Genomic DNA, 22,387 nt, shown 5'->3' on the forward strand with positions numbered 1-22,387 from the left:
CAGATCGTAGGTGAGAGAACAGGTCACAGCATGACGATGGACCTACTACAGGCAGTTACGCAGCCGAACGCCAAGATCTGTGAATGTAGTACCTGGAGTTTCCGCGATAGCGGCCACGGACATGAATGGCTCCTAACGTACCCTCCGGCTCCGGATCGCCGGCAGGTGGTGCCCCTGATGGGGAAAGAGATAAGGATGACCCGGGGCGTTGGCCGGGAGGTGCCCACGGAATCGCATGGGCGTCGAGGACCGATGCGTTGATTCTCCGGTTGGAGCCCCCCATGTACGGCACCCGATCACTCATGCAGCGCCTCCCATTTCATGGTAAAAGGGGACAAGACTGCATGCAATCTTGCATGCAGTCTTACTTGTGTGTCTCAATGAGGAGGAGTGATCACGAGCCCTTCCGGGCATAGGTAACTAACTCAGGACTAGAGGCGTGAACCGTACATCTACCCCTCCTCCAGTACAGCGCCGTATTCTCGCGCGAGAGCTCCGTCGGCTCCGGGAACGGGCCGGTCTCACCGGCGATGAGATAAAGACCCGCCTTGGCTGGTCATCGTCCAAGATAAGTCGCATCGAAAACGCGCGAATAAGTGTGACCGAAGGTGACGTGGGCTTACTGCTGGATCTGTATGACGTGCTGCCTCACCAGCGGGAACGCCTCCTGGCGCTTGCCGCGCAGTCGCACACGCCGCCGTCGTGGCGGTCCTACCCGCCTCCGGTCAGTGAGGACTTCCTCTCCTTCATGGATGTCGAAGCGGTGGCCGAGTCCATACGTCAGTGGGAAATCGGCGTGGTGCCGGGGATCGTGCAGACCGAGAGTTACGCGCGTCACCTCGTGCAGAGCTGGCGATGGGTCGACGCCAACCTCACTCCGCGGGAGGTCGAGGAGCGTGTCGCCATCCGGATGAACCGTCAGAGCCGCCTTCTTCCCCCTAGGTCCGCTCAGATTTGGCTGGTCTTGGACGAGTCCGTACTCATGCGGACGGTGGGCAACGAGGTGATCATGCGAGAGCAGATGGTAAAGCTGCTGGACGTATCGGCCTTGCCCAATGTCCGGCTTCAGGTGGTGCCGCTGGCGCACGGTCGCGGGGTGACGGAGGAGTCATTCACCTTGCTCAATCTCGACAAGGACAACCCGATGGGGCAGTGCCTCGTCTATATCGATCACAACATCACCAATCAGTTCTTTCTTGATGAGCAAAGGTCTATTTTTTTCGAAAAAATGTTCGCCATCTTGGTTGGCTATGCCCTGTCAGAAAAAGCCTCTTGTGAGCTGATTGCCCGCTATGCCCGCCTTGGGGCTTCTTGATCGAACTCTGGCCCGAACGAACCTCGCCTGGGCTGTTGAGCCGGGTAGCCTACCGCAATGAGTAATGGGTGGAAGCGCTCCAGCTTCTGTAATCACAACGGCAACTGTGTCGAAGTCCGCGCGATGGACGCGCGGACGGTGGCCATCAGGGACTCCAAGCGGCCTGACCAGGCACCTTTGGTGATATCGGCGTCTGACTACTCGGATTTCATTCAGTCCATTAGGAACGGTGATGTTCAACGGTAGTCATGATGTTTTCCGATGAGGATCACCTTCGCTTATGAGTAGCCGTGAGAGCCCGGCCGATGCTGGGCTCTCACCGGCGATCCGCGATTCGCGGATCAGCCCACATGGAGAGCGCCGGGGTGTCATGGCTCGCCGAACTGGAGGAGCGGGACGGCAGCCGGTTCGCCACCGGAGGTCATCCAGCTCAGCGAAGAACACCGGCAGGCGATGTGAGGCGCGTGCAGGGAAACGCACGCCCTCTTGGGGTCCGGTTGGGTGCGGTGGCCGCGGGGGCGTACTTACGCTGAACGGGAGAGCTACCTGAGGGAGGTAGTGATGACGAAGTTCATAGACGTGCACCGCGGCATGGTGGGCATCACCAGCGAGCAGCTCGAACAGGCCCACAGCGCCGACGTCGCGATCCAGGACGAGGAGGGGGTCACCTTCGAGCACGCCTGGGCCGACCCCGAGGACGGAGTGGTCTACTGCCTGTCGGAGGCGCCCACGGCGGACGCGGTCCTGCGCATCCACGAGCGCTCCGGCCATCCGGCCAACGAGATCCACCCCGTACCGCTGTTCATCTGAGCGGGTCCGAGTAGCGCCATCCCGACCAGCGGGTGACCTCCACGAGGATCACCGGCCCGGCCGGGCGCCGGTCGCGGTACTGGGGGTACTTGGCCGCGAGCGCGTCCAGCGCCGCGGCGCGGTCCGGGCCGTCCTCGGCGACCTCCGCGCGCCCGTCCGCGCGCGCCCACCACAGGCGCGTCCAGTCGTCTTCGTAGTGGTCAGCCAGCAGCGAGACGTACGGGTTGGTCCGGATGTTGCGCAGGCGGCGCAGGTCGGTGCTCCGCTTCGGCTTGTGGTCGACCGCCGTCACGACCCGCTGGTTCTGTACGGCGAACGTGACGGGCACGAGGTGCGGCCTCCCCTCGGGGTCCACCGTCGCGAGCCGGGCGACCCGGGCGTCCTCGAACATGCGCCGCGCCGTATCGGAGTCCATCACCCCATCTTCCGTGATGGGGGACCGTCACCGTCACGTAAGGGTGCCGGATCGTCACTCCGGGTACGTACGCCCCACCCCAAAGAGGCGAGGAGGAGCATCGCAATGATTCCCGGCTGCGGAAGCTGCAACTGCAACGACGTGATGTACGAGGGCACGCCGCCGCACTGGACGACCCTGCGCCCCGAGTGACGAGCGCCAAAGCCCCGCCGGACCACAAGCGGCGGGGCTTTGCTATGGTTTCGTCCATGATCGAGAAGTTCATCCGTACGCGCACTGCCTGAGACGGCCCCTGGCGGTTTCTGATACCGCGTCTCCGGGCCGTCGAGTCCGCGCCGCGCTCTTCAGCGCCGGCGCGTGAACAGGCAATGCCCGCATTCTTCGCGAACGGACTGAACATGTCATCGACCTCTCCCACCTTCGTGCTGGTCCACGGCTCCGGCGCCAGCTCGTACATGTGGACCACCGTCCAGCGCGAGCTCGCGCTGCTCGGCCACCGCAGCCTCGCCGTCGACCTGCCCGGTCACGGCCTCGACGCCCAGTACCCCGTCGCCTACCAGGCCCCGCAGGACCTCGACGCGTGGGCGGCCGAGCCGTCGACCCTCGCCGGAGTCACCCTGCAAGACAACGTCGACCTCGTCGCCGACACCGTCCGCCGGGTCGCCCAGCACGGGCCGGTGGTGCTGGTGGGCGCCAGCCTCGGCGGCGTCACCATCACGGGCGTGGGCAACGCGATCCCCGAACTGGTGGACCGGCTCGTCTACATCTCGGCCTGGTCGTGCGTCCAGCGGTCGAACCCCATCGAGTACATGCAGGAGCCCGAGTTCTCGGACAACCTGATGGCTCCCCTCGCGGCGTTCAACGTCGGCGACCCGGCGGTGGTCGGCGCCGGCCGGGCCAACTACCGCACCGCCGACCCGCGGCTGCTCGCCGACCTCAAGGCCGCGACCCTGGCCGACGTCACCGACGAGCAGTTCCGGGCCTTCCTCAACATCCTCCAGCCGGACGAGTCCATCGCCGTGATGACGGCGGACGCCCGCGTCCAGGCCTCGACCTGGGGGACGATCCCGCGCTCCTACATCCGCCTCACCGGCGACCGGTCCCTGCCGATCGCCATGCAGGACAGGCTGATCGCCGAGGCGGACGCCCTCACCCCCGATAACCCGTACGACGTCCACACCCTGGACACGTCCCACGCGGGCTTCGTGTTCAGGGCGCAGGAGGTGGCCGCCATCCTCGGCAAGCCGGCTCTCTGACGTGAGCACCGCCCCGTGCCCGCAGCGGCACGGGGCGGGTCAGCTCAGCAGGGTGATCGCCAGCGTGCCGATGGTGGCGTTGGCGGTGACGTGGACGAGGTACGGGATCCCGATGCCGCCGGTGCGCAGGCGCAAGATCCCGAGCAGCAGACCCCAGCCGCGTAAGTAGGCGGGCGGCTCGGGGCGGACGGCGAGCGCCCACACCGCCAGCGCGACGCGGCACCCGCGGAAACCGTACTGACGGGCCAGATGGCACAGACGGCCATTATCAGGATGAGCACCCCGGGAACGAGCCTGTCCCGAATACCACGCGCGGCTGCCGTCGATGTCGAAATCGAATCGCCCCGGAATGAGAGCAGCCCATGCGCATTCCCGCCAAGAAAGCGAACACGGCCTGAGAACCGATCAAGAGCTGCGCCAGGTGTCGAATCCGGGGGTGGGAGGGTCCATGACCTCCTTGAGCTCCTTCACCTTGTCGACGCAGTCGGGGCAGACATGAGCCTTGACCGCCCGGGCGGTGGCTTCCGTCGTCGGCTCGCGGAAGCCACCTGAGATCGTCATGCCCAGCGGCAGATTCGTCTCGGGATCCATCATGACCGTCATGACCTCGGCGGGGATGAAGCCGAAGGTGCGCTTGCAGATGTGGCATCTGCCGATGGTGGTGATCTGCTGCTCGTCAGTCATGAGCTCGCCTCCTTCACCGCACCGTACATCGCCCCACGGACCCGGTCCGCCGGCCCCGCTCAGTCGGTATTGAGCTTCGTGGTGACCTTGTTCTTGGGCGGCGGCTTGATGGAGACCTTGGAGCCCCAGCCGGTGTAGCGGGTCTCGGTCACCACCGTCTTCTCGGTCCACGTCGGGACGTTCGCGAGGCCGGTGGCCAGCCACGAGGTGGTCAGCCTGCTCGGCAGGCCCTTGCGGTCCACCTTCAGCGTGTACGTGACGGCGGCGTCGGAAGTCCGCGGGAGCCCCATCGTGCCCCTGAACCAGGGCGAGATGTTCCACAGCCGGTCGAAAGTGATCGTGCCCTTGTAGGAGGAGCCGCTGCGCTTCCCGCGCTTCACCAGCTCCGCCAGCGTCGTCGGCTCCAGCGGGCTCACCAGCTGACCGAACCAGCTGCTGGCCGTCCCGGCGTTGAACATGCTGGGCGACTTGTACCAGGTCTTCCCCTTCGGCAGGGACTCGGCCAGGATCCCGCCCGACCGCCACGAGTCCTCACCGATGACGATCGTCCGCTCCGGCTTGGTGGTGTGCCCGTCGAACAGCGGCGAAGCGAACCTCCCCCGCACGTCGGAGGCGGCGATGCCCTTCTTGCCGAGCCGGACCACACCGGTCCTGCGTACGAGCGGATCGTTGTTGATGCTGCCGACGAACGCGCTCGCGTCGGTGAATCTGACCCCCTTCCCGGTCTTGAGCTGCGCCTTGAGCGCGGCGACGGGATTCCTTACGGGACTTTCCGCAGCCGCCTGTACGGGTGACGACACGACGAGTAAGGCCGCCCCGGCGACAAAAGTGATCACGATTTTCATGCAGGCAATCCTGCCCCAAAATGATCATCTTTGCATACGGTATTTTCTGGGACAGCTCAGTGTTAGAGAAAACAGTGTTCTGAAGCCTGAGGGAGACCGGTAATCTCGTCGAGAGGGTCTCCGGCATTGCGCCGCTCCCCCCTGCATGGGTACGGCTTACCGTAGGCGATCGGGCGCGACGCCGGGGAAGCTGGACAGCACCGGAGACCCCCACCATCCCTCCCCCGCAATCCGCTTCCCGTACAGATGTCAGCGGGTTCAGGAGGGGCCATGACGGGATGGTCTCAGGAGTTCTTCCTCATATTCCGATTCCTTGATGTTCTTCAACCCGCGGATGAATCGGATCGCGCTCGGGGTCGTGGAGGCCCCGGCTGCGCGTGGGCGTCCGCTTGCACGGCGGCGGGTTCGGTCGCCGGGCCCGCCGGTGATGAGGCGGCGAGATGATCGTGCAGCGTGGCATGGCGGAACTGGTAGATCGGCCCGACGGCGCGTAGCAGTCCCAGCCGGTGGGTGTCATCGAGGAAATCCATGATTCGCCAGGGGAGCTGCCGGGTGAGGGCGAGGCGGCCGGTCACGATGGTGCAGGCCAGCCATGCGTGATGGTTTCCGGAAACAAGCCCCGCGAGGCCGCCTAGAAGGCCGAAGGGAAGCCCGACAATCCCCGCTAGAAGAAGGCTTGGCCAAAGATCGGAAACTTCCGAGTCCCAGCCTAGGAACCCGAAATTAACCCGCTTGGGAGCCCGGTGGCGAGCCCGAACAGAAGTGCTCGCAGAAGGGTGAGGGTCTTGTCTTATCGCCAGAGAAGAGTGGGCTTACTGAATGACGTGGGGGCGGGTTGCTCGGCCCAATTCATGAGCCCCCTCACGAGTCTGAATACAACCCCGCACGGAAGCCCGAACGTGACCCCTATGGAGACCGCGACCGAGAGTGCCGCCTCGAGCACCATTCTGAGCAGATCGACTTCGATCACCGGCCCGTCCACATCCCTGACCGCGAGCAGGAGCAGGAGGCGCCCACGAGCCCGCCCACGAGCCCGAACGTACCTCTGACCAACCGGTTGGCGTTGGGGTGCGTTCCGGCGATGCGCCACCAGGCGATGTCGCGGGTGGTGGCGGGCGGGAAGGCGCGGGCCAGGTAAGTCAGGTAGCGGCGGGTGGTGGCCGGGTCGAGCCGGCGGCGGGGCAGGAAGTGGTCGCCGGACTCGGTGCTCGGCGGGCGGGCTTTGATGAGGGCGGGGATCAGTTCGTCAAGCAGGTGGGCGCGCAGCGTGGCAGGGCTGCTGCTGAGGGGGCCGGTCAGGGGGGCCGGGTCGGTGCCGGTGTCGGCGTAGACGGCTCGGATGAGCCAGAGGCCGTAAGGGGTGGCGGTCACATAGAGCAGGGCGTCCACATCCGGGTCGTCCAGGAGATCCTCGGCCACGCTCGGGTCACCACCACCGAGCGCTACACCCACGTGGCAACCCTCCAGATGAAGGACGCCAGTGGACGCATGGGCGCCGCGCTCTGGGGCTTTCCCTGAGGGGAACTGCAACCCAAACTGCAACCCTGATGCCCACAGAGATCAAAAAAGGCCCTCTCCCCATCTACGGGAAGAGGGCCCCTCACCTGCGGAGGATCGGGGATTTGAACCCCGGATGGGCGGTAAGCCCAAACCGCATTAGCAGTGCGGCGCCATAGACCTGACTAGGCGAATCCTCCTCGGGAGCCGTGTGGCCAGAGTTAGAGTACCGGCCTTCGGGCTACGCGGCAAAGCGGTAACCGTCCACAACCCCGGCGAGTCATCCACAGCCTGTGGGTAACGGGCTGTGGAAAAGAGCCCGTCCCTGGTCGGGAACGGGCTCAAGGCTGTGGATAATCTCAGGCGGCCGGGTTTGCCTCGCCCTCGATCTCGATCTTGACCTTCTTGCCGACGAGGACGCCGCCGGTCTCCAGGGCCTGGTTCCAGGTCAGGCCGAACTCCTCGCGGTCCACCTCGGTGCTGATCGAGAAGCCCCAGACGGCCTGGCCCCACGGGTTGGTGCCGGCGCCGCCGTACTCGACGTCGAGCTCGACTTCCTTGGTGACGTCACGGATGGTGAGGTCGCCGACCACCTTGAACTCGTCGCCGCCCTCGGCGACGATGCGCTTGCTCTTGAAGGTGATCTCGGGGAACTTCTCGACGGAGAGGAAGTCGTCGCTGCGCAGGTGGCCGTCACGGTCGGCGACGCCGGTGTTGATGCTCTCGGTCTTGATGGTGAGCTCGGCGGTCGACTGCAGCGGGTCCTCGGCGATGGTGACGGTGCCGGAGAAGTCGGAGAAGCTGCCGCGGACCTTGCTGACCATCATGTGCTTGACGACGAAGCCGATGGTGGTGTGGGCGACGTCGAGGGTGTACGTGCCGGCGGCGGGGATGGTGAGGCCGTTCCAGTTGCGAGTGGTCATGAGGATTCCTTATGGGAACGAGTGTTTGTTACGCGGACAGTTGCTACAACAAACATCTACACGAGGAATATTCCCTCCGTCAACTAACGTCGTCTACAGTATGGATGTGACCAACGTGAACGACCCCCGGCTGACGGCCTTCGGGCTGCTGTCGGAGGTGTACGCAGGACTGACGGCCAGGATGCAGCCGGTGTTCGCCGCCGCCGGGCTGTCGGAGATCGACTTCGACACGCTGATCAGGCTCGGCCGCTCGCCCCGCCAGGCGCTGCGCATGACCGACCTGGCGGCGCAGACCGGTCTGTCCACCAGTGGCGTGACCCGCGTCGTCGACCGTTTGGAACGTGACGGCCTGGTCGTCCGCCAGGCCTGCGCCACCGACCGGCGCGCCTCGTACGCCACGCTCACCCCCGCCGGCCGGGCGAAGCTGGAGGAGGTGCTGCCCTCCCACCTGTCCGACGTCGAGGAACTGCTCACCGGACGGCTCACCGAGGAGGAGCTGGAGGCGTTCCTGGGAGCGCTGCGCAAGATCCGGAACGTCGTGCGGCCCTGCGCTACAGCGGGGGCCGTAGAGGCGACAGCGCAGTCCTGAGCTTGGCCATCCCCCGCGACACCGTGCTCTTCACCGTGCCCACGCTGATGCCCAGTCTCCTGGCGATCTCCGGTTCGGTCATGTCCTCGTAGTACCGCAGCACGATCGCCGCACGCATGCGGTCGGGCAGGCCCTGCAGCGCCTGCTCCAGTCGCTCGTGCACCTCCCCGCAGCCGCTCTCCGCCGTGAGGACCACCTCGGGCAGCTCGTCCGACGGATACTCTTCCAGCTTCCGCCGCCGCCACTGCGAGATGCTGATGTTGACCATGGCCCGCCGCACGTACCCGTCGAGCGCGGCCCTGTCCTGGATCCGATCCCAGGCGAGATACGTCTTGGTGAGCGCCGTCTGCAGCAGGTCCTCGGCGTCCAGCGGGTGCCCGGTGAGCTGCCTGGCGGCACGCAGCAGCGCCGGACCGCGCGCTCGAACGTACTCGCGGAATTCCTCGTCCACCCCGGGCGTCTGCATCGTGGCCAGAATCGCAGCCCAGGGCTTTGATCAGGCTGAACCGCAAATCAGGTTTCGGCCCGCCGACGATAAAGGTCCGTCAAGGTCGGTGGCAGAATGTTCGACGCCGGATGTCATCTCCTTCACTGAGGGATGCGTATTTTGCTCTTGTCTGCGCCGTACGGCGCGACCTCCCGTCCGACCATGTGACCCTTGTACCCATGACGTATCCGAGCGTTGACCGCCGGCGGGTGCTGGCCGCGGCGGTGCTGGGCCGCGAGCCGGGCGTGCCGGGCCCGGGCGCGGACGACGAGCCGGTGCGCGCCGTCGCCGGCCAGATCCGCGACGTCAGCCCGCACCTCATCCTCGTCGAGACCGCCGAGGGCGAGACCGAGCGGCTGGTCATCGCGCCGTGGGCGAAGGCCTGGCACGGCGGCGACATCGCGCCCGCCGACCTGCCCGTCGGGGCCAGGGTCGTCATGCGTACGCGCGAGGGCCGCGTGGTCGAGCACGTCTGGGCCGACACGATCCGGATCACCGGCACGATCGTCTCCGTGGAGGGCCGCAAGGACGTCTCCGTCGAGCTCGACTGCGGGCCGCACCGGGGCCGCCGCACCATCCTCATCCCGTACCGCGTGACGGGCCGGCTCCGGGTGCGCCACCCCCAGTTCGAGCCGGGCTACCTCTTCGACGCGATCGGCGTCAGGAAGGACGGCACGGCGATGGCCCTGCTCCCGGCCACCTCCCAGCCCGCCTACCCGGCCCGGTCGGTCCCGGCGCCGCCGCCCGTCTACGGCGGCACGACCACCCTCTCCGGCACCGTCACCTGGTCCGACGCCTTCGACGAGGACGAGCGGGGCGCGGCCTACCCCATGATGGAGCGGTCCGACGCCGGCTGCCCGGACGCCGGAGTGTCCTGCGCGGCGCTGCCGTACCTGGCCATCGGCTCGCTGCTGCAGGTGCGGAACGTGTGCGCCGGCCGCTCGGCCGGTGTGCCCATCGTCGCGTGCGGCTGCCTGGCCGGACGCTTCTGCGACCGCTGCGTCGAGTGCGACACCTCGCCGCGCGGGCGGATCGCCGAACTGTCGCCTCTCTCGTACGTGGAGCTCGGCGGCGACCTGATCAAGGGCTGTTTCAACGCGCAGATCGGATGGGGGTGAGGGACGTGCTGGCATCGCAGCTGCCGATCCTGATCGTCCTGCTGTGCCTCGGGACGGTGGCGAAGGCCGCCGTCGTACGGTCCGGCAGGGAACCTGACGCGGCCCAGCTCGGGCCCGCGGTGCTGATACCCGGCCGCTTCCGGGCGCCGGCGCTGCTGGTGTGCGCGGCGGGGGAGCTGGCCCTGGCCGCCGGGCTGCTGCTCACCACGCATCCGGCCGTCCGCTGGGCGACGGTCGCGTTCTTCGCCATCTCCACGTACGTCCTCATGGAACTGCGCAGACGCCGCCCCGACGCCGGATGCGGGTGCTTCGGCGAGGTCAGCTCGGCTCCGGTCGGTGTACGGTCGATCGCCCGGACCACGGTGATGACCGGCATGGCGGTCATGACGGTGTGGGCCCCGGTGCCCGGCTGGGTGGCGTTCGCCCAGCCGTCGTGGGGGATGCTGCTGGCCGGGCTGGCGGTGCTGGTCGTGCTCTCGCCCGAGGTGGAGGAGCTGGTCGAGCGGGCCCGGCATCGCGCGCCGTGCGAGCAGCGCCCCGGGCCCGCCGAGAGCGTCATGCTGGCGCGGCTGCGCGCGAGCGGCGTCTGGCGCGCGCACCGGGCGGAGCTGGCCTCGGCCGAGCCGTACGACAGCTGGCGCGAGCTGTGCTGGCGGTTCTTCGTCTTCAAGAACCACCAGGAGGACGACGTGGTCTTCGCCGTCTTCACGGCGGGCCGCCGCCCGGCCGTCAGGGTGGCGGTGGTCGAGGCAGGCAGCGAGACTCTGCCCTCGTATACGCCAGTATCGGCCTGACGCTATAGAGGGCTATAGATCTCTCGACAGGCATGACGATTTAGCTCTATTGGGCTATCTAGCTTCCCCTCTAGACAACCCAATAGAGGTCTAGGGGTGCCGGCTAGATCGGTTGGGCACGCAGGAACCTCCCGAAATGCGGCACGGTGAACGCGATCAGCCCGCGCTCGGCGCTGTAGATCAGACCCTTCTTGATCAGGCTGTCGCGGGCGGGGGACAGGCTCGACGGCTTGCGGCCCAGCGCCTCCGCCACCTCGGCGGTCGCCACCGGTTCGTCGCCGATCTCGGCCATGGCCCGCATGTAGTCGCGCTCGGCCGGGGTCGCGCGCTCATAGCGGCTGCCGAAGAAGCCCACCGCCAGCTCCTCCTCGGCCTCCGGCGCCGACACCCGGACGTCGTCGAGCGTGATCGGACTGCGCGGCGCGAGGTCCCACGCGACCTTGCCGTAGGCCTGCACGAAGTAGGGGTAGCCGTCGGCCGCCTCGTAGAGGGCGTCGAGCGCGTCCTGGGTGAACTCCACGTCCTCCTCGCGCGCCGGCAGCATCAGCGCCAGGTCGGCGGCCTCGCGGTCGAGCTTGTCGATGCGGGCGTAGCGGAAGAGCCGCTCGGAGTAGCTCTTGCTGGCCGACAGCACACTCGGCAGGTGCGGCAGCCCGGCCCCGACCACGATCAGCGGGCCGCCGGTCTGGGACAGCTCGTGGCAGGCGGCGCAGAGCGCGGAGATGTCGGCGGCCTGGACGTCCTGCATCTCGTCGATGAAGAGCGCGATGCCCACACCCAGATCGGTGGCCACGCCCGCGGCGTCGACGAACAGCTCGGTGAGGTCGATCTCCAGGTCGCCGGAGTCGGCCCGGCCGCGTGTGGCGGGCACGTCGATGCCGGGCGACCAGTGGGAGGTGCCCTTGGCGGCGGACGGGTCGCGCATCGCGAACGCCTTCAGCACGCCCAGGAACTCCTCGATGCGCTCCGGCGCGCGGTGGCGCGGAGCCAGCTCGCGGATCGCCATGTGGAGGGCGGCGGAGACCGGCCGCCGGATCGACTGGTCGGGCCTGGCCTCGATCTTGCCGGTGCCCCAGAGCCGCTGGATCGCCATCGAGCGGAACGTGTTGAGCAGCACGGTCTTGCCGACGCCGCGCAGGCCGGTGACGACCATGCTGCGCTCGGGCCGCCCGCGGGCCACCCGCTCCAGCACGACCTCGAACTGCTGCAGCTCGCGGTCGCGCCCGGCGAGCTCCGGCGGACGCTGCCCGGCTCCGGGGGCGTAGGGATTGCGCACGGGGTCCACGCTCTCCGACTTTATTGCGGGATATAGCGGCCGTCTTAGATTCGGGAAGAAAGTGCAACGGCGTGTCCGGGCAGAGGGCACTGCGAGCACCGCCATCGAACACACCCCTCTCACCTGGCCGAACCTCTGTTCGATTCGCGCTGGCTACGACTGTAGCGCGGACTCGAACACGTGCGCGATGCTTTCGGGTAAAGATCTCCGCAACAGCTCGGCTTCCCCGTGCGTCAGGGAAGTGTGGAGTTCGAGGATTTCGTCCGTGCCCGCGGGCCGGCCCTCCTTCGCCACGGGTACGTGCTCACGGGCAACCCCGAGGCGTACGTGCGCAGCACCAGCGCGTCGTGCTGGTGCCGCGCTACCACGAGGACCTGCCGGACCAGGAGGTCGCCGACATCCTCGGCATCACCCGAGGGACCGTCCGCAGCCAGGCGCTTCCTCGTCGGCACTGACGTGTACGACCCGGCCACGGACACGCCGGCCCGCCTCGACGGGCCGACAGGCTGGTCCGGCGCGGGCACCTCGTCCGAGCCCAGCACGATCCTCTACTGGGACGCGGCCGAGAAGGGCGCGTTCCGCGTGCTCAACTTGGCAGCCGTCCCGCCTGCCCAATAGCGTTCGGCCTCATGCGGACCTTCGCGAACATCCAGGAGCTCAAGGACGGCGTCGGTGAGACGTTCGGCCCCACCGAGTGGCGCACGATCACCCAGGACCGGGTGAACACCTTCGCCGACGCCACCGACGACCACCAGTGGATCCACGTCGACACCGAACGGGCCAAGGAAGGCCCCTTCGGCGGCACGATCGCGCACGGCTACCTGAGCCTGTCGCTGCTGCCCTCGTTCATGTTCGAGCTGATCAAGGTCGAGGGCATCAAGATGGGCGTGAACTTCGGGCTGAACAAGGTCCGCTTCCCCCGCCCCGTCCCGGTCGGCTCCCGCGTCCGCGCCGTCGCCGAGCTGACCAGCGTCAAGGGGACCCCGGCCGGCTACCTGGCCGAGATCAAGATGACCGTCGAGGTCGAGGGCGAGCGCCGCCCCGCCTGCGTCGCCGAGACCCTGTCCCTGTACGTGCCCGACGAGTGATGCAACGGAATCACCCCTCCGCCGGTCCTTGGGTTCGTGGACCATTCGTTCGACGAGTTCGTCCGGGCCAGGGGTGACGCTCTCCTCCGGTACGGCTACGTACTGACCGGCAACAGCGAGGACGCGGCCGACCTCGTCCAGGAGGCGCTGGCCAGGCTGGGCGACGCGTGGTCGCGCGTACGCAAGAAGGACAGCCCCGAGGGCTACGTGCGCACCACCATGGTGCGGCTGCACATCAACGCCTGGCGGCGCCGCCACCGCGAGGACCTCGTCGCGGCCGTGCCCGAGCGCGGCGCGTTCGACACCTACGACGACGCCGACCTCTGGGCCGAGCTGGGCAGGCTGCCCCGCCGGATGCGTGCCGTGCTGGTGCTGCGCTATTACGAGGATCTCCCCGACAGCGAGATCGCGGAGATCCTCGGCATCTCCCGTGGCACCGTGCGCAGCCAGGCCGCGCGCGCCCTGGACAAGCTCCGGATCACGCGGGCGCTGGAGGAGGCGCGATGAGAAGCGAAGAGGACCTGATCCGCACCCTGCGCACCGCCGCCGGGCACGCCGCGCCGGAGCCCGCGCTGGCGGCCGCGGTGGCCGCCCGCCGCCGGGCGCGCCGCCGGGGGCAGTGGCTGCGGATGACGCTGGCCGCCGCCGCGGTGGTGCTGGTGGCGGGAGGTACGACGGCGGTCCTGTCCCACGGGGGCGGGCAGGTGCGACCGGCTGCCGAGACGTCCCGAGTTTGGCCCGAAGCGGTGTTCACCATGCCCGGCGAGGCCGCCGACGGCCGCGAGTACCGGCCGCTGGGGGCGATCAGCCCGACCGAGGTGCTGGTGAGCGCCGTGAAACCCGGTGAGCCGGACCGCCTGGAGTCGTTCGACACCACGACCGGACGGTTCCGGACGATCGGCCCCATGTTCCGGCCGGCCGAGCGGCACTACCGCTTCCAGGACGTCAAGGCGGGGGAGAAGCGCATCGTCTGGTGGGGCGAGACCACCTACACCGGCACCGGCTCCTGGGCGAACTTCTGGTCCGTGCCTCGCGCCGGCGGCGAGCCCGAGTCCGTCGCCACCGTGAACGGGGAGCTGGCCCGCGTGGACGGCTTCGACCTCACCGGCGGCCACATCGTGTTCTCCGTCGAGCAGGGCGGCGTCTACCGGATCCCGCTGCCCCAGGGCAAGCCGGAGAAGATCGAGGGCACCGACGGCCTGCACCTCAGGTCGTGGCCGCTGGCGGCGGGCTACACCTCCGACGGGAACCAGAACCGCGTGGTCAACCTGGAAACCGGCCAGTCGACCGACATCTCGGTGCCGGACGGAGCCCGCGGCCTCGGCTGCGGCGCCGAGTGGTGCGCGGGCGTGCTCGGCGACGGCCCCTTCCGCCAGCGGCCCGACGGATCGGACCGCCGGCCGCTCCCGGCGGCTCTGAGCCCGCTGGCGTCCCGGGGCCTGCTCGCCGGCCGGTTCGTGCTCGCCCGGCTGTCGTCCGGGCAGGTCTACGCCCTGTACGACACGAGCAGCGGAAAGGTCGTGCACCTCGACGGCGCCGAGTTCGACGGCGACACCCCCACGATCTTCTCCTGGCGCGACGGCTCGGAGATCACCGTGGTCAACCTGCTCGCCGTCAGATGAAGGACATGACGATCGCCGTCACCGCCACCAGCGCCAGCACGCCCAGGTAGGCGAGGACCAGCCGGGTGTCCCGGAGCAGGCACTTGCTCCGGGTCAGCCCGGCCCGCCGCGCCTTCCAGTAACCCGCGAACCCCAGCCCCGCGAAGGCCAGCAGAGCCCACGGCCCGAACAGCCAGGCGAGCAGCGCGATCGTCGCGTACACACACAACCGGAGCGGATCGTACGGCTCGCTCACGGAAGCACCTCCAGCGGGAGCCTGAGCCGCGGCTCGGACGCCACCGCCGACAGCCGCTGCGCCGCCAGCTGCGGCCACGCCTGGACGGCGCAGAAGGGGGCGCACTGGTCCTGGTCCGCGCGCGTGCCCACGTGCACGCAGCACTGGGTGAGCCGCTCCTCGATCATGGTCGAGATGTCCATGAACGGCTTGATCGTGATCCGGACCACCCGCTCGCCCAGCATTCTCCGGAGCTTCTTGCGCCGGCCCGGCAGCGCCGACGAGGCCAGCGTGAGCAGGGTGGAGACGCCCAGATCGCAGTTCTCGCAGATGTTGCGCCACAGGTCGCCGATCTGCGGGTGCGACAGCGACGACTGCTCCGACAGCAGGCCGAGCAGCGACTCCTGCACCGCCAGCCGCAGCTCGCGCGGGATCTCGGAGTCGGCGATGCGGTTGGAGACCAGGCCCAGGTTCTCCTTGAGCCGGTCGTGGCCGATCAGCGCCACCAGCGAGCGCCACTGCTCGGAGTCGTCGCGGATGAGGTAGCCGACCGAGCAGCAGTGCGGGTGCGAGCACGGCAGCGCCGTCAGGTCACGCCACGTCACCAGCCCGCCGGTCTGCGGGCCGAGCCGCTTGAGCACCCCGGTGTGGGTCAGCCGGTCCATCGGGTCGATGACCCCCGACCTGCCCGAGCCGAACTGCGGCTGCAGCGACACGCCCCCCACGAACGGGGTGTCGAGCGCCACCTTGACCACGTCGCCGATCTCGCCGTCGTTCACGCCCAGCGCCGCCGTCATCACCAGCGTGGTGAAGATCTCCCGCTCCGACAGCCGCTCCAGCGCCTGCTGCTTCAGCTTGCGCAGGTCACCGCCGCGGTGGTGCCGGGACGCCTCCGCCGAGGACCCGTCGTACTGCAGGTAGACCTCCACCCGCTCACGGTGCTCGGTGAGCAGGTCGAGCAGGGCGTCGTCGCGGGCGATCAGCACGCCGTTGGTGTTGATCAGGATGCGGGTGATCGGGCGGGCGGTGAGCTCGTGCAGCAGCGTCTTCAGCTCGGGATGCAGGGTCGGCTCGCCGCCGCTCAGCATCAGTACGTCGAGCCTGCCGTTCTCCCTGGCCAGGCGCTGGTCCACGTTGGCCAGCACCTCCGGCACCGGCACCACGCCGCTCAGCTCGGGCGAACTGCCGGCGAAGCACGTGGGGCAGCGCAGGTTGCACGCCTCCGCGATGTCCTCCAGCAGGATGCAGGTGTGCTGCGTCTGCATCTCCGGAAGCCCCCGGAGGTACGCGGACGGGACCGGATCGAAGTTGCCCGAGACGTCCGGCACGTGCTGCTTGGTGGGAGCGGTCCACTCCTCCAGATAGGCCAGGATCTCCGGGTCCTCGTCGTAGAGCGTCCGGACCAGGCCGTGCTCCCGGCAGCCCCGCTCCAGCCACACCTTGCCGTCGTGGACCGCCAGATAGCCGCTCAGCCGCTCGACCCGGTCGAGGTCACGGCCGTGGCAGTGCGGGCAGAACGCGTTCACATAGCGGACGATGCTGTCGCCCCGCAGGCCCATCCCGGTGCTCATGTCATGACCTCTCGCTTGAACAGGGCATCGTAGTAACCACGTCTCCACCCGTACGCGAGCCTCAGCCCGAGCAGCAGCATCCCCGGCAGGAGGAACCACTGCGGGCCGGTCAGCTCCAGCCACAGGATGTCGTTCGCGCGGGTGAACTCCACCAGGAAGCGGAAGCCCGCGTACGCCGCGACGTACAGCGTGAACAGCTCACCCGGCTGGGTGAGCCGTTTGCGCGCCCACATCAGGGCGGCGAAGGCGGCCAGGTGAAAGGCGATCTCGTACAGGAACGACGGGTGCATCGCCTGCCCCGCCAGGCAGCCCGGGCACTCGGGGGTGCTCGCCGGGGCGTGGATGCCCCACGGCAGATCGGTCGGCCGGCCCGGCGCCTCCGTCAGGTGGCAGCCGATCCGGCCCACCGCCATGCCGAGCGCCACCGCCGGGGCGAACAGGTCGCCGGTCCGCTCCTTGTAGCCGATGATCCGCTTGGCGACCAGCACCCCGATATAGGCGCCGGCCAGGCCGCCCAGCACGCTGCGCGACCCGTACAGCCACAGATGCTGCAGGTCCAGCGTCTCCAGCCAGCCCGCCAGGCGCATGCCGATCGCGCCGCCGACCAGCGCGCCGGTGACGGCGACCAGCGACTGCTCGTTCAGCGCGCCCCGGCTGCGGGCCTCCCGGAAGAACACCACCGAGGCGACCGCCACGCCCAGGGCGACGAAGATCTCGTGCAGCGGCATGTCACGCGCCGTACAGGGCAGGGTTCAACCCGGTGCACAGGCCCGCCGTGAAGATCGACCAGAGCGCCCAGCCCATCATCAGCCCCATGCCGAGCCCCCGGGTCCAGGGCTTGCGGATCAGCACCAGCCCGATGCCCGCGACCAGGCCGACGACCACCAGGGTCACCGTGCCGGCGATGAGCATGGGCATGGCCTGCTCGGAACCGGCCGGGCCGAGGGCCGCGAAGAAGACGATGAAGCCGAGCACCGAGTTGACGACGCTGTAGATGGCTATGCCGGCGAACGCCATCCCGATGATGATCCCGACCTTCTCACCACCCCCGGACGACGGCGGGGGAGGAGGCGGCGGCCAGCCATGCGGAGGACCGTGCGGAGGGCCGTGGGGTGGTCCGTGCGGCGGGCCGTGGGGTGGTCCGTGCGGAGGACCCTGCGGCGGCCCGTGCGGCGGCCCGTGCGGCGGGCCCTGCCAAGGAGGACCCTGCGGAGGGCTTTGCGGAGGGCCCTGCCACGGCTGTCCCTGCTGCGGCGGAACCCATCCCGGCGGCGCGTCACGGAAGTTGCGAGTCGGATCCTCCTGACCCGGATCGTTCCTGCCGGGTTCGTCCGGTGGTGGTGTCGTCATCTCTCTCCCTCTCGGCCGGACGAAACATGCTAGAACCCGCCGCTTAACGCCCGCTTGACGAGTTCAGACGTAAAGATCCGGATTGAGCCCCGTACAGAAGCCGGCCGACACGATGGACACCAGCGCCCAACCGATCATCAGCCCGAGCCCCAGCCCCTTCGCCCACGGCCTGCGCAGCCGCAGCAACGCCACCCCGCCGCCGATCGACCCGACCGCCAAGAATCCGGCCGCCACCGCCAGCGCCGCCTGGGTCTGCACGCTGAGGGCGACGACCCCCACGAAGACGTTGACGATGACGTAGGCGAAGAACCCGACGAAGGCGAGCCCCACGACCACACCCGTGGAACGGGGCGGCTGGGGCGGTGGCATGGTCACGGCGCCCACATTACGTTCCGATATCCCCTTCTGAGTAGTAGATGGCGGCCTGCACCCTGCTCTTCAGCCCCAGCTTGTGGAGCACCCGGCTGACGTGCGTCTTCGTCGTGGCCTCCGCCATGTCGAGCTCCCGTGCGATCTCCGCGTTGGACAGCCCCCGCCCGATGCACGCCAGCACCTCCCGCTCCCGGGGCGTCAGCACGCCCGGATCGACCGGCTCCCGCCGCACCGGGCCCTGCTCCGCGAACGCCTTGATCAGCCTGCGCGTCACCCCCGGCGAGATCAGCCCGTCACCCCTGGCCACCACCCGCACCGCGTCGACCAGCGCGTCCGCGTCGGTGTTCTTCAACAGGAACCCGGCGGCCCCCGCCCGCAGCGCCCCGAACACGTACTCGTCCACGTCGAACGTCGTCAGGATCAGCACATCGGTGATCCCGGCCAGCTCCGCGGTCGCCGAGATCCCGTCCATCCGGGGCATGCGGATGTCCATCAGCACCACGTCGGGCCGCAGCTGCCGCGCCAGGTCGACCGCCTCCACCCCGTCGGCCGCCTCCCCGACCACCTCGATGTCATCGGCCCCGTCGAGGATCAGCACGATCCCGGCCCGCACCGCCGCATGATCGTCGGCCACCAGCACCTTGATGCCCACTCAGTCCACCTCGCCCTTCACCCATGACGCGCCCGCCCCGCCCGGCGCCGGCAGCGTGGCCTCGACCCGCCAGCCGCCTTCGTACGGTCCGGCCTCGAACGTCCCGCCCACGAGATTGGCCCGCTCTTTCATCCCCACCAATCCCACACCGGCCCCCGGCAGCCGTTTCTCACCGCCGAGCGGGTTGTCCACGATGATCGACACCTGGTCGGGCCCGTAGACCAGCCGGACCTCGGCGGACGAACCGCCGTGCTTCAGCGCGTTGGTCAGCGCCTCCTGGAGGATCCGGTAGGCGGCCAGGTCGACGGGCGCGGACAGATCCCGGGGCCGCCCCTCGACCCGCAGCTCGACATCCAGCCCGGACTGCCGCGACCGCTCCACCAGGCCCTCGGCGTCCTGCAGCCGGGGTCTCATGGCCTCGCCCTCGTCGCCCTCCTGCCGGAGCAGCCCGATCATGGAGCGCATCTCGGCCATGCCCTTCACGCTGTTCTCCCGTACAGACTCCATGATCGCGCGCACGGTCGCCGCGTCGAGGTCCTTACGAGACAGCGCCGCCGTGGACTGGATGGCGATGGCGCTGAAATGGTTCGCGATCATGTCGTGCAGCTCGCGCGCCATCCGCGTCCGCTCGGCCGTGATGGCCGCTTGCCGGTCGAGCTCGGCCAGCCGCGCCACCTGCTCGGCCCTGACCCGCTCGGCCTCCGCCTGGTCGCGGTGCTGGCGCAGGAAATGGGCGGTCATCACCGGCGACACCAGCACCAGCCCGACCTGGACCACGGTGAGCGCCAGCGCCCGCCAGTCGGCCCAGAGAAACCCCGTCACCGCCCCGGCCCCCACCGCCAGCACCGTCGTGATCACCAGCAGCCAGCGCGAGAACCGGGCAGGCCCATAGAGCGCCGCCGCGTACAGATTGTCCGTATAGACGAGCACCGTCCCCAGCGACGGCCCCACGAACAGATCGAGCCCGATCCCCACCGAGCCCAGCCCCAGAGACCCCAGCGGCGACCGGTAACGCAGCAGCACGGCCAGGCACGTGATCGCCAGCGGGACGGCCAGCACCCACTCGGGCACGCCGCGCTCGATGCGGGCCCCGGCCTCGATCAGGGCCAGGCCCGCGAGGAACGCCAGGCCCGCCCAGAGCGGCACGCGGTTCATGCCCACATCACACCACCCCGCGAAGGCGTTCCGATCCTTCGCGGGGCCGCCTGTGGATACACACTTCGATGTATCCACAGTCCGTCCCTCAAGACGATGTCCGCGCCGGATCCGGCCACGAGACTGGATAGCGTGATCCTCGCTGTCATCATCGCCTGCGAGATCGGCTTCTGGGTCCTGCTCGGCCTCGGCCTCGCCAGCCGCTACCTGTGGAACCACCGCACCCTGAGCAACATCCTGCTGCTCAGCGTCCCCCTGCTGGACGTGATCCTGCTCGCGGCGGCGGTCATCGACATCCGCGGCGGCGCCACAGCCGACCTGAGACACGGCCTCGCAGCCGCCTACCTCGCCTACTCGATCGTCTTCGGCCACAGCACCCTCAAGTGGGCCGACGCCAAATTCCACCACCGCTACGCCGGCGGCCCCCCACCGCCACGCCCACCCGCCGCCGGCGCCGCCAGAACCCGCTACGAGTGGATCTTCTGGCTGCGGATCGCCCTCGCGTACGGCATCGCCTGGGGAGTCGTCCTGATCCTGGGCCTGCTCGTAGGCACGCCGGGCCGGATGGGACCGCTCTACGAGTTCCTCGGCCAAGCGGCCAAAGTCCCCCTGATCGCCCTGATCTGGCCGGTCAGCCACACCCTCTGGCCCAAGAAGGAGGAGCCGGCGGGGTCATGATTGCGGTAACCGGTTCGAGGCATCGCTCAGAACCCGCTATGCTTGCTTACGCAGCGAGCGGCCGTAGCTCAATGGATAGAGCATCTGACTACGGATCAGAAGGTTAGGGGTTCGAGTCCTCTCGGCCGCGCACCAGGTTGAAGGCCCTTCGGGATGATCCCGGAGGGCCTTTTTCGTGGTCGTACAGCAACGCGGCCCGGCACAGCCGGTCCCATGCATGCAGCTCATGGCGACGGGGCGCCGGCCGCCCTACTCAGGCATCGCCGAGGTCCTCTCGAAGGCGGCGAACCCAATCTGCGGGGAAGACCTGCTCAAGCCGCTCCCTACAGGTCTCCAGCAGCCCTTCCTTCGCCAAGGGGAGAAGGGCGCCGTCCTGGACGGCTTTGTGATCCTCGGGCGCAGGGCAGATCAGGACGGCGAGGATCCGGCATCCTCGCTGAAGCTCCTCGGTCCCCGTCGTATGGATCATGCTCTTGATGGGCTTCCATGCCGTCCGTACGGCAAGGCTCACCAGCGCATCGAGGAGAACACTGCGCCCCTCGGCCTTCCGGGACTGCAGGATGACCGTCGTCACGAACTCCGGAACTTGGTCCAGGGCTTTCGAAAATTTTTCGACGGCCTCGGCCATGGCAACGAGAAGATCGCACCAGAAATGATTGGTGAGTTGCCTTCTGGCCTCTCGCGGTTTGCTCCCGCCGAACCTCTTATCGAGCTCCTGGATTACGGGACCAGCAAGGATGTCTCCGATTTCCTGGATCCGGTCGATGGTGTCCGGGTTTTCGGATAGCCAATCAACGATGTCGACTGTAGCGCTATCAGTGGCTGCTGCTTGTCGGTCCTTGGACGGCTTGCGTCGCCCTATGGGAGGCCGGGTTGCGGCCCAGGCGGCGTCGCTGTGATCTCTCGCCTCTTGACGAGCAACGGGCGAGGGGTCTCGGGCCAGCAAGAGAGCGTTGGTCCAGCCGTGCTGTGCCCCACCGCACGCGGAACATCCACAGTAATGCCCCTTGGCCCGCTCGCAGCTAACAGGATGCGTCATCCGCCCTCCAGCATGTCTGGCAGGTAGTGAACCGGCGCCTCACTGGAAGCCCCATTCTTTTGAACCACAAGTAGCGAAAAGAGAAATAACCGCTGTGGCCAGTCCGGCATATCCATTCGGCTATGACAGGATCCTGTGCATACACACAGGTCCTCTGGGATACCCCCAAAGGGCCTATGTGCGGTACCGAGAGATTAGCTATGTCTCACTTAAGCGATCGAGCCTCTGATTGAGCCGGTCAAGCGCCATACGCGTTTCGGGCTCGGTATCCGGGTGTACACGTCCATGGTCATCGAGATCTGCGAGTGACGCAGGATGCGCATCGCCACACGCGGGTGGACGTCGAGAGCGGCCAGGAGCGAGGCGCACGCTGGCGGGTGTCGTGGACGCGGATGCGCGGGACGCCTGCTCGGCGGCAGGGGCTTTCGAAGGCCGGGCTGAAGTTTGCGGGGCTCGATCGGTGTGCCTGTCCGTGTCGTGAACACCAAGTCCGAGTCTCCGGCCGTCTTACGCGCTTCCTCCTGGGTGCGCATACGGCGCCGGTACTACATTCACAGATCTTGAGGTAGTGGATCTCCACGTCGCCGGTAATGGCTGAGCCGGGCGCGGGCCTGGTGGAGGCGGCGGAAGGCTGACC

Annotated in this window: 30 protein-coding genes and 2 tRNA genes; 16 read left to right on the forward strand and 16 right to left on the reverse strand. The window is 68.2% G+C overall.

The features are described 5' to 3' along the window. Nucleotides 1-439: 439 nt before the first annotated feature. The 3 genes from AB0J42_RS35935 (at nucleotide 440) to AB0J42_RS35945 (ending at nucleotide 2,125) form a co-directional block, all read left to right on the forward strand. Nucleotides 440-1,315 (forward strand): helix-turn-helix transcriptional regulator, encoded by an 876-nt coding sequence (locus AB0J42_RS35935; protein ID WP_364302674.1) that lies wholly within the window; start codon nucleotides 440-442, stop codon nucleotides 1,313-1,315. A 57-nt stretch (nucleotides 1,316-1,372) separates the two neighbouring features. After that, on the forward strand, nucleotides 1,373-1,561 hold the full coding sequence (locus tag AB0J42_RS35940) for a DUF397 domain-containing protein (RefSeq protein ID WP_364302676.1): 189 nt from the start codon (nucleotides 1,373-1,375) through the stop codon (nucleotides 1,559-1,561). Between the two features lie 315 nt (nucleotides 1,562-1,876). Next, complete coding sequence (locus AB0J42_RS35945) at nucleotides 1,877-2,125, forward strand: SCO4226 family nickel-binding protein (protein WP_364302678.1); 249 nt, start codon at nucleotides 1,877-1,879, stop codon at nucleotides 2,123-2,125. Here AB0J42_RS35945 and AB0J42_RS35950 read toward each other — a convergent pair. After that, a complete protein-coding gene (locus AB0J42_RS35950; protein ID WP_364302680.1) occupies nucleotides 2,118-2,540 on the reverse strand; it encodes a TIGR03668 family PPOX class F420-dependent oxidoreductase in 423 nt (140 codons plus the stop codon). The genes AB0J42_RS35945 and AB0J42_RS35950 overlap by 8 nt on opposite strands. Nucleotides 2,541-2,938: 398 nt before the next feature. Here AB0J42_RS35950 and AB0J42_RS35955 point away from each other — a divergent pair, with 398 nt between their 5' ends. Continuing rightward, the gene (locus tag AB0J42_RS35955; RefSeq protein ID WP_364302682.1) at nucleotides 2,939-3,796 is read left to right on the forward strand and encodes an alpha/beta fold hydrolase; all 858 of its coding nucleotides are present in this window, start codon (nucleotides 2,939-2,941) and stop codon (nucleotides 3,794-3,796) included. Nucleotides 3,797-3,835: 39 nt separating this feature from the next. Here the strand turns inward: AB0J42_RS35955 and AB0J42_RS35960 are convergent, their stop codons facing one another. The 4 genes from AB0J42_RS35960 to AB0J42_RS35975 all read right to left on the reverse strand — a co-directional run bounded on the left by AB0J42_RS35960 (nucleotide 3,836) and on the right by AB0J42_RS35975 (nucleotide 6,744). Next, nucleotides 3,836-4,000 carry a hypothetical protein gene (locus AB0J42_RS35960; protein ID WP_364302684.1) on the reverse strand — a complete coding sequence of 55 codons (165 nt, stop codon included), beginning with the start codon at nucleotides 3,998-4,000 and terminating at the stop codon, nucleotides 3,836-3,838. A gap of 201 nt (nucleotides 4,001-4,201) precedes the next feature. Beyond that, nucleotides 4,202-4,480: a hypothetical protein gene (locus AB0J42_RS35965; RefSeq protein ID WP_364302686.1), complete on the reverse strand. Its 279-nt coding sequence runs from the start codon at nucleotides 4,478-4,480 to the stop codon at nucleotides 4,202-4,204. A gap of 59 nt (nucleotides 4,481-4,539) precedes the next feature. Beyond that, entirely contained in the window at nucleotides 4,540-5,325 is a 786-nt protein-coding gene (locus tag AB0J42_RS35970) for a hypothetical protein (RefSeq protein WP_364302688.1), read from the reverse strand. 966 nt (nucleotides 5,326-6,291) lie between these two features. After that, complete coding sequence (locus AB0J42_RS35975) at nucleotides 6,292-6,744, reverse strand: hypothetical protein (protein ID WP_364302732.1); 453 nt, start codon at nucleotides 6,742-6,744, stop codon at nucleotides 6,292-6,294. On the opposite strand from AB0J42_RS35975, the gene AB0J42_RS35980 reads away from it, so the two are divergent. Next, nucleotides 6,733-6,843, forward strand: coding sequence for a hypothetical protein (locus AB0J42_RS35980; protein WP_364302730.1), 111 nt, complete (start codon nucleotides 6,733-6,735; stop codon nucleotides 6,841-6,843). The genes AB0J42_RS35975 and AB0J42_RS35980 overlap by 12 nt on opposite strands. Before the next feature lie 89 nt (nucleotides 6,844-6,932). Here the strand turns inward: AB0J42_RS35980 and AB0J42_RS35985 are convergent. After that, nucleotides 6,933-7,022: transfer RNA gene (locus tag AB0J42_RS35985), tRNA-Ser, on the reverse strand. A gap of 159 nt (nucleotides 7,023-7,181) precedes the next feature. After that, the gene (locus AB0J42_RS35990) at nucleotides 7,182-7,745 is read right to left on the reverse strand and encodes a YceI family protein (RefSeq protein ID WP_364302690.1); all 564 of its coding nucleotides are present in this window, start codon (nucleotides 7,743-7,745) and stop codon (nucleotides 7,182-7,184) included. A 100-nt stretch (nucleotides 7,746-7,845) separates the two neighbouring features. Between AB0J42_RS35990 and AB0J42_RS35995 the strand changes: the two genes are divergently transcribed. Continuing rightward, complete coding sequence (locus AB0J42_RS35995; RefSeq protein ID WP_364302692.1) at nucleotides 7,846-8,334, forward strand: MarR family transcriptional regulator; 489 nt, start codon at nucleotides 7,846-7,848, stop codon at nucleotides 8,332-8,334. Here AB0J42_RS35995 and AB0J42_RS36000 read toward each other — a convergent pair. Beyond that, nucleotides 8,297-8,800 carry a SigE family RNA polymerase sigma factor gene (locus AB0J42_RS36000; protein ID WP_364302694.1) on the reverse strand — a complete coding sequence of 168 codons (504 nt, stop codon included), beginning with the start codon at nucleotides 8,798-8,800 and terminating at the stop codon, nucleotides 8,297-8,299. The genes AB0J42_RS35995 and AB0J42_RS36000 overlap by 38 nt on opposite strands. 200 nt (nucleotides 8,801-9,000) lie before the next feature. On the opposite strand from AB0J42_RS36000, the gene AB0J42_RS36005 reads away from it, so the two are divergent. Together AB0J42_RS36005 and AB0J42_RS36010 are read left to right on the forward strand one after the other, a co-directional pair. Beyond that, nucleotides 9,001-9,939: a hypothetical protein gene (locus tag AB0J42_RS36005; RefSeq protein ID WP_364302696.1), complete on the forward strand. Its 939-nt coding sequence runs from the start codon at nucleotides 9,001-9,003 to the stop codon at nucleotides 9,937-9,939. A gap of 5 nt (nucleotides 9,940-9,944) precedes the next feature. Then, a complete protein-coding gene (locus tag AB0J42_RS36010; RefSeq protein ID WP_364302698.1) occupies nucleotides 9,945-10,733 on the forward strand; it encodes a MauE/DoxX family redox-associated membrane protein in 789 nt (262 codons plus the stop codon). A gap of 103 nt (nucleotides 10,734-10,836) precedes the next feature. Here AB0J42_RS36010 and AB0J42_RS36015 read toward each other — a convergent pair whose 3' ends face one another. Further along, nucleotides 10,837-12,018, reverse strand: coding sequence for an ATP-binding protein (locus AB0J42_RS36015; RefSeq protein WP_364302700.1), 1,182 nt, complete (start codon nucleotides 12,016-12,018; stop codon nucleotides 10,837-10,839). 338 nt (nucleotides 12,019-12,356) lie between these two features. On the opposite strand from AB0J42_RS36015, the gene AB0J42_RS36020 reads away from it, so the two are divergent. The 5 genes from AB0J42_RS36020 to AB0J42_RS36040 are packed head-to-tail and all read left to right on the forward strand — an operon-like array spanning nucleotide 12,357 to nucleotide 14,719. Next, on the forward strand, nucleotides 12,357-12,464 hold the full coding sequence (locus AB0J42_RS36020) for a sigma factor-like helix-turn-helix DNA-binding protein (RefSeq protein WP_364302702.1): 108 nt from the start codon (nucleotides 12,357-12,359) through the stop codon (nucleotides 12,462-12,464). 1 nt (nucleotide 12,465) lies between these two features. Then, the gene (locus AB0J42_RS36025; RefSeq protein ID WP_364302704.1) at nucleotides 12,466-12,627 is read left to right on the forward strand and encodes a hypothetical protein; all 162 of its coding nucleotides are present in this window, start codon (nucleotides 12,466-12,468) and stop codon (nucleotides 12,625-12,627) included. 11 nt (nucleotides 12,628-12,638) lie between these two features. Next, nucleotides 12,639-13,097, forward strand: coding sequence for a MaoC family dehydratase (locus AB0J42_RS36030; protein WP_364302706.1), 459 nt, complete (start codon nucleotides 12,639-12,641; stop codon nucleotides 13,095-13,097). A 36-nt stretch (nucleotides 13,098-13,133) separates the two neighbouring features. Continuing rightward, nucleotides 13,134-13,604, forward strand: a complete 471-nt coding sequence (locus AB0J42_RS36035; RefSeq protein ID WP_364302708.1) for a SigE family RNA polymerase sigma factor — start codon at nucleotides 13,134-13,136, stop codon at nucleotides 13,602-13,604. Beyond that, entirely contained in the window at nucleotides 13,601-14,719 is a 1,119-nt protein-coding gene (locus AB0J42_RS36040) for a hypothetical protein (protein WP_364302710.1), read from the forward strand. Before AB0J42_RS36035 ends, AB0J42_RS36040 begins: the two co-directional genes overlap by 4 nt. On the opposite strand, the gene AB0J42_RS36045 is transcribed toward AB0J42_RS36040, so the two are convergent. The 7 genes from AB0J42_RS36045 to AB0J42_RS36075 all read right to left on the reverse strand — a co-directional run bounded on the left by AB0J42_RS36045 (nucleotide 14,712) and on the right by AB0J42_RS36075 (nucleotide 20,033). Then, complete coding sequence (locus AB0J42_RS36045; RefSeq protein WP_364302712.1) at nucleotides 14,712-14,954, reverse strand: hypothetical protein; 243 nt, start codon at nucleotides 14,952-14,954, stop codon at nucleotides 14,712-14,714. The genes AB0J42_RS36040 and AB0J42_RS36045 overlap by 8 nt on opposite strands. Continuing rightward, entirely contained in the window at nucleotides 14,951-16,504 is a 1,554-nt protein-coding gene (locus AB0J42_RS36050; RefSeq protein ID WP_364302714.1) for a radical SAM protein, read from the reverse strand. The genes AB0J42_RS36045 and AB0J42_RS36050 overlap by 4 nt, the downstream gene beginning before the upstream one ends. Next, nucleotides 16,501-17,232 (reverse strand): prolipoprotein diacylglyceryl transferase family protein, encoded by a 732-nt coding sequence (locus AB0J42_RS36055; protein WP_364302716.1) that lies wholly within the window; start codon nucleotides 17,230-17,232, stop codon nucleotides 16,501-16,503. The genes AB0J42_RS36050 and AB0J42_RS36055 overlap by 4 nt, the downstream gene beginning before the upstream one ends. A gap of 1 nt (nucleotide 17,233) precedes the next feature. Then, nucleotides 17,234-17,521 (reverse strand): hypothetical protein, encoded by a 288-nt coding sequence (locus tag AB0J42_RS36060; protein ID WP_364302718.1) that lies wholly within the window; start codon nucleotides 17,519-17,521, stop codon nucleotides 17,234-17,236. Nucleotides 17,522-17,917: 396 nt separating this feature from the next. Continuing rightward, the gene (locus AB0J42_RS36065; RefSeq protein WP_364302720.1) at nucleotides 17,918-18,229 is read right to left on the reverse strand and encodes a hypothetical protein; all 312 of its coding nucleotides are present in this window, start codon (nucleotides 18,227-18,229) and stop codon (nucleotides 17,918-17,920) included. A gap of 10 nt (nucleotides 18,230-18,239) precedes the next feature. Further along, nucleotides 18,240-18,878 carry a response regulator transcription factor gene (locus tag AB0J42_RS36070; RefSeq protein WP_364302722.1) on the reverse strand — a complete coding sequence of 213 codons (639 nt, stop codon included), beginning with the start codon at nucleotides 18,876-18,878 and terminating at the stop codon, nucleotides 18,240-18,242. Further along, a complete protein-coding gene (locus tag AB0J42_RS36075) occupies nucleotides 18,879-20,033 on the reverse strand; it encodes a histidine kinase (protein ID WP_364302724.1) in 1,155 nt (384 codons plus the stop codon). 132 nt (nucleotides 20,034-20,165) lie between these two features. On the opposite strand from AB0J42_RS36075, the gene AB0J42_RS36080 reads away from it, so the two are divergent. The 3 genes from AB0J42_RS36080 (at nucleotide 20,166) to AB0J42_RS36090 (ending at nucleotide 21,498) form a co-directional block, all read left to right on the forward strand. Further along, a complete protein-coding gene (locus AB0J42_RS36080) occupies nucleotides 20,166-20,711 on the forward strand; it encodes a hypothetical protein (RefSeq protein ID WP_364302726.1) in 546 nt (181 codons plus the stop codon). 57 nt (nucleotides 20,712-20,768) lie between these two features. Continuing rightward, nucleotides 20,769-20,841: transfer RNA gene (locus AB0J42_RS36085), tRNA-Arg, on the forward strand. An 87-nt stretch (nucleotides 20,842-20,928) separates the two neighbouring features. Continuing rightward, nucleotides 20,929-21,498, forward strand: coding sequence for a hypothetical protein (locus AB0J42_RS36090; RefSeq protein ID WP_364302728.1), 570 nt, complete (start codon nucleotides 20,929-20,931; stop codon nucleotides 21,496-21,498). The last annotated feature ends 889 nt before the right edge of the window (nucleotides 21,499-22,387 follow it).

This window comes from Nonomuraea sp. NPDC049649 (genome assembly GCF_040675175.1).
GTDB lineage: Bacteria > Actinomycetota > Actinomycetes > Streptosporangiales > Streptosporangiaceae > Nonomuraea.

Excerpts from the sequence above, each read along its gene's own strand:
- AB0J42_RS35995 (WP_364302692.1), top strand. The coding sequence starts at position 7,846 with ATGGATGTGACCAACGTGAACGACCCCCGGCTGACGGCCTTCGGGCTG.
- AB0J42_RS35965 (WP_364302686.1), bottom strand. The coding sequence starts at position 4,480 with ATGACTGACGAGCAGCAGATCACCACCATCGGCAGATGCCACATCTGC.
- AB0J42_RS35950 (WP_364302680.1), bottom strand. The coding sequence starts at position 2,540 with ATGGACTCCGATACGGCGCGGCGCATGTTCGAGGACGCCCGGGTCGCC.
- AB0J42_RS36075 (WP_364302724.1), bottom strand. The coding sequence starts at position 20,033 with ATGAACCGCGTGCCGCTCTGGGCGGGCCTGGCGTTCCTCGCGGGCCTG.
- AB0J42_RS36050 (WP_364302714.1), bottom strand. The coding sequence starts at position 16,504 with ATGAGCACCGGGATGGGCCTGCGGGGCGACAGCATCGTCCGCTATGTG.
- AB0J42_RS36055 (WP_364302716.1), bottom strand. The coding sequence starts at position 17,232 with ATGCCGCTGCACGAGATCTTCGTCGCCCTGGGCGTGGCGGTCGCCTCG.
- AB0J42_RS36060 (WP_364302718.1), bottom strand. The coding sequence starts at position 17,521 with ATGGCGTTCGCCGGCATAGCCATCTACAGCGTCGTCAACTCGGTGCTC.
- AB0J42_RS36005 (WP_364302696.1), top strand. The coding sequence starts at position 9,001 with ATGACGTATCCGAGCGTTGACCGCCGGCGGGTGCTGGCCGCGGCGGTG.
- AB0J42_RS35990 (WP_364302690.1), bottom strand. The coding sequence starts at position 7,745 with ATGACCACTCGCAACTGGAACGGCCTCACCATCCCCGCCGCCGGCACG.
- AB0J42_RS35955 (WP_364302682.1), top strand. The coding sequence starts at position 2,939 with ATGTCATCGACCTCTCCCACCTTCGTGCTGGTCCACGGCTCCGGCGCC.
- AB0J42_RS36040 (WP_364302710.1), top strand. The coding sequence starts at position 13,601 with ATGAGAAGCGAAGAGGACCTGATCCGCACCCTGCGCACCGCCGCCGGG.
- AB0J42_RS35945 (WP_364302678.1), top strand. The coding sequence starts at position 1,877 with ATGACGAAGTTCATAGACGTGCACCGCGGCATGGTGGGCATCACCAGC.
- AB0J42_RS36000 (WP_364302694.1), bottom strand. The coding sequence starts at position 8,800 with ATGCAGACGCCCGGGGTGGACGAGGAATTCCGCGAGTACGTTCGAGCG.
- AB0J42_RS35970 (WP_364302688.1), bottom strand. The coding sequence starts at position 5,325 with ATGAAAATCGTGATCACTTTTGTCGCCGGGGCGGCCTTACTCGTCGTG.
- AB0J42_RS36030 (WP_364302706.1), top strand. The coding sequence starts at position 12,639 with ATGCGGACCTTCGCGAACATCCAGGAGCTCAAGGACGGCGTCGGTGAG.
- AB0J42_RS35940 (WP_364302676.1), top strand. The coding sequence starts at position 1,373 with ATGAGTAATGGGTGGAAGCGCTCCAGCTTCTGTAATCACAACGGCAAC.
- AB0J42_RS36090 (WP_364302728.1), top strand. The coding sequence starts at position 20,929 with ATGCAGCTCATGGCGACGGGGCGCCGGCCGCCCTACTCAGGCATCGCC.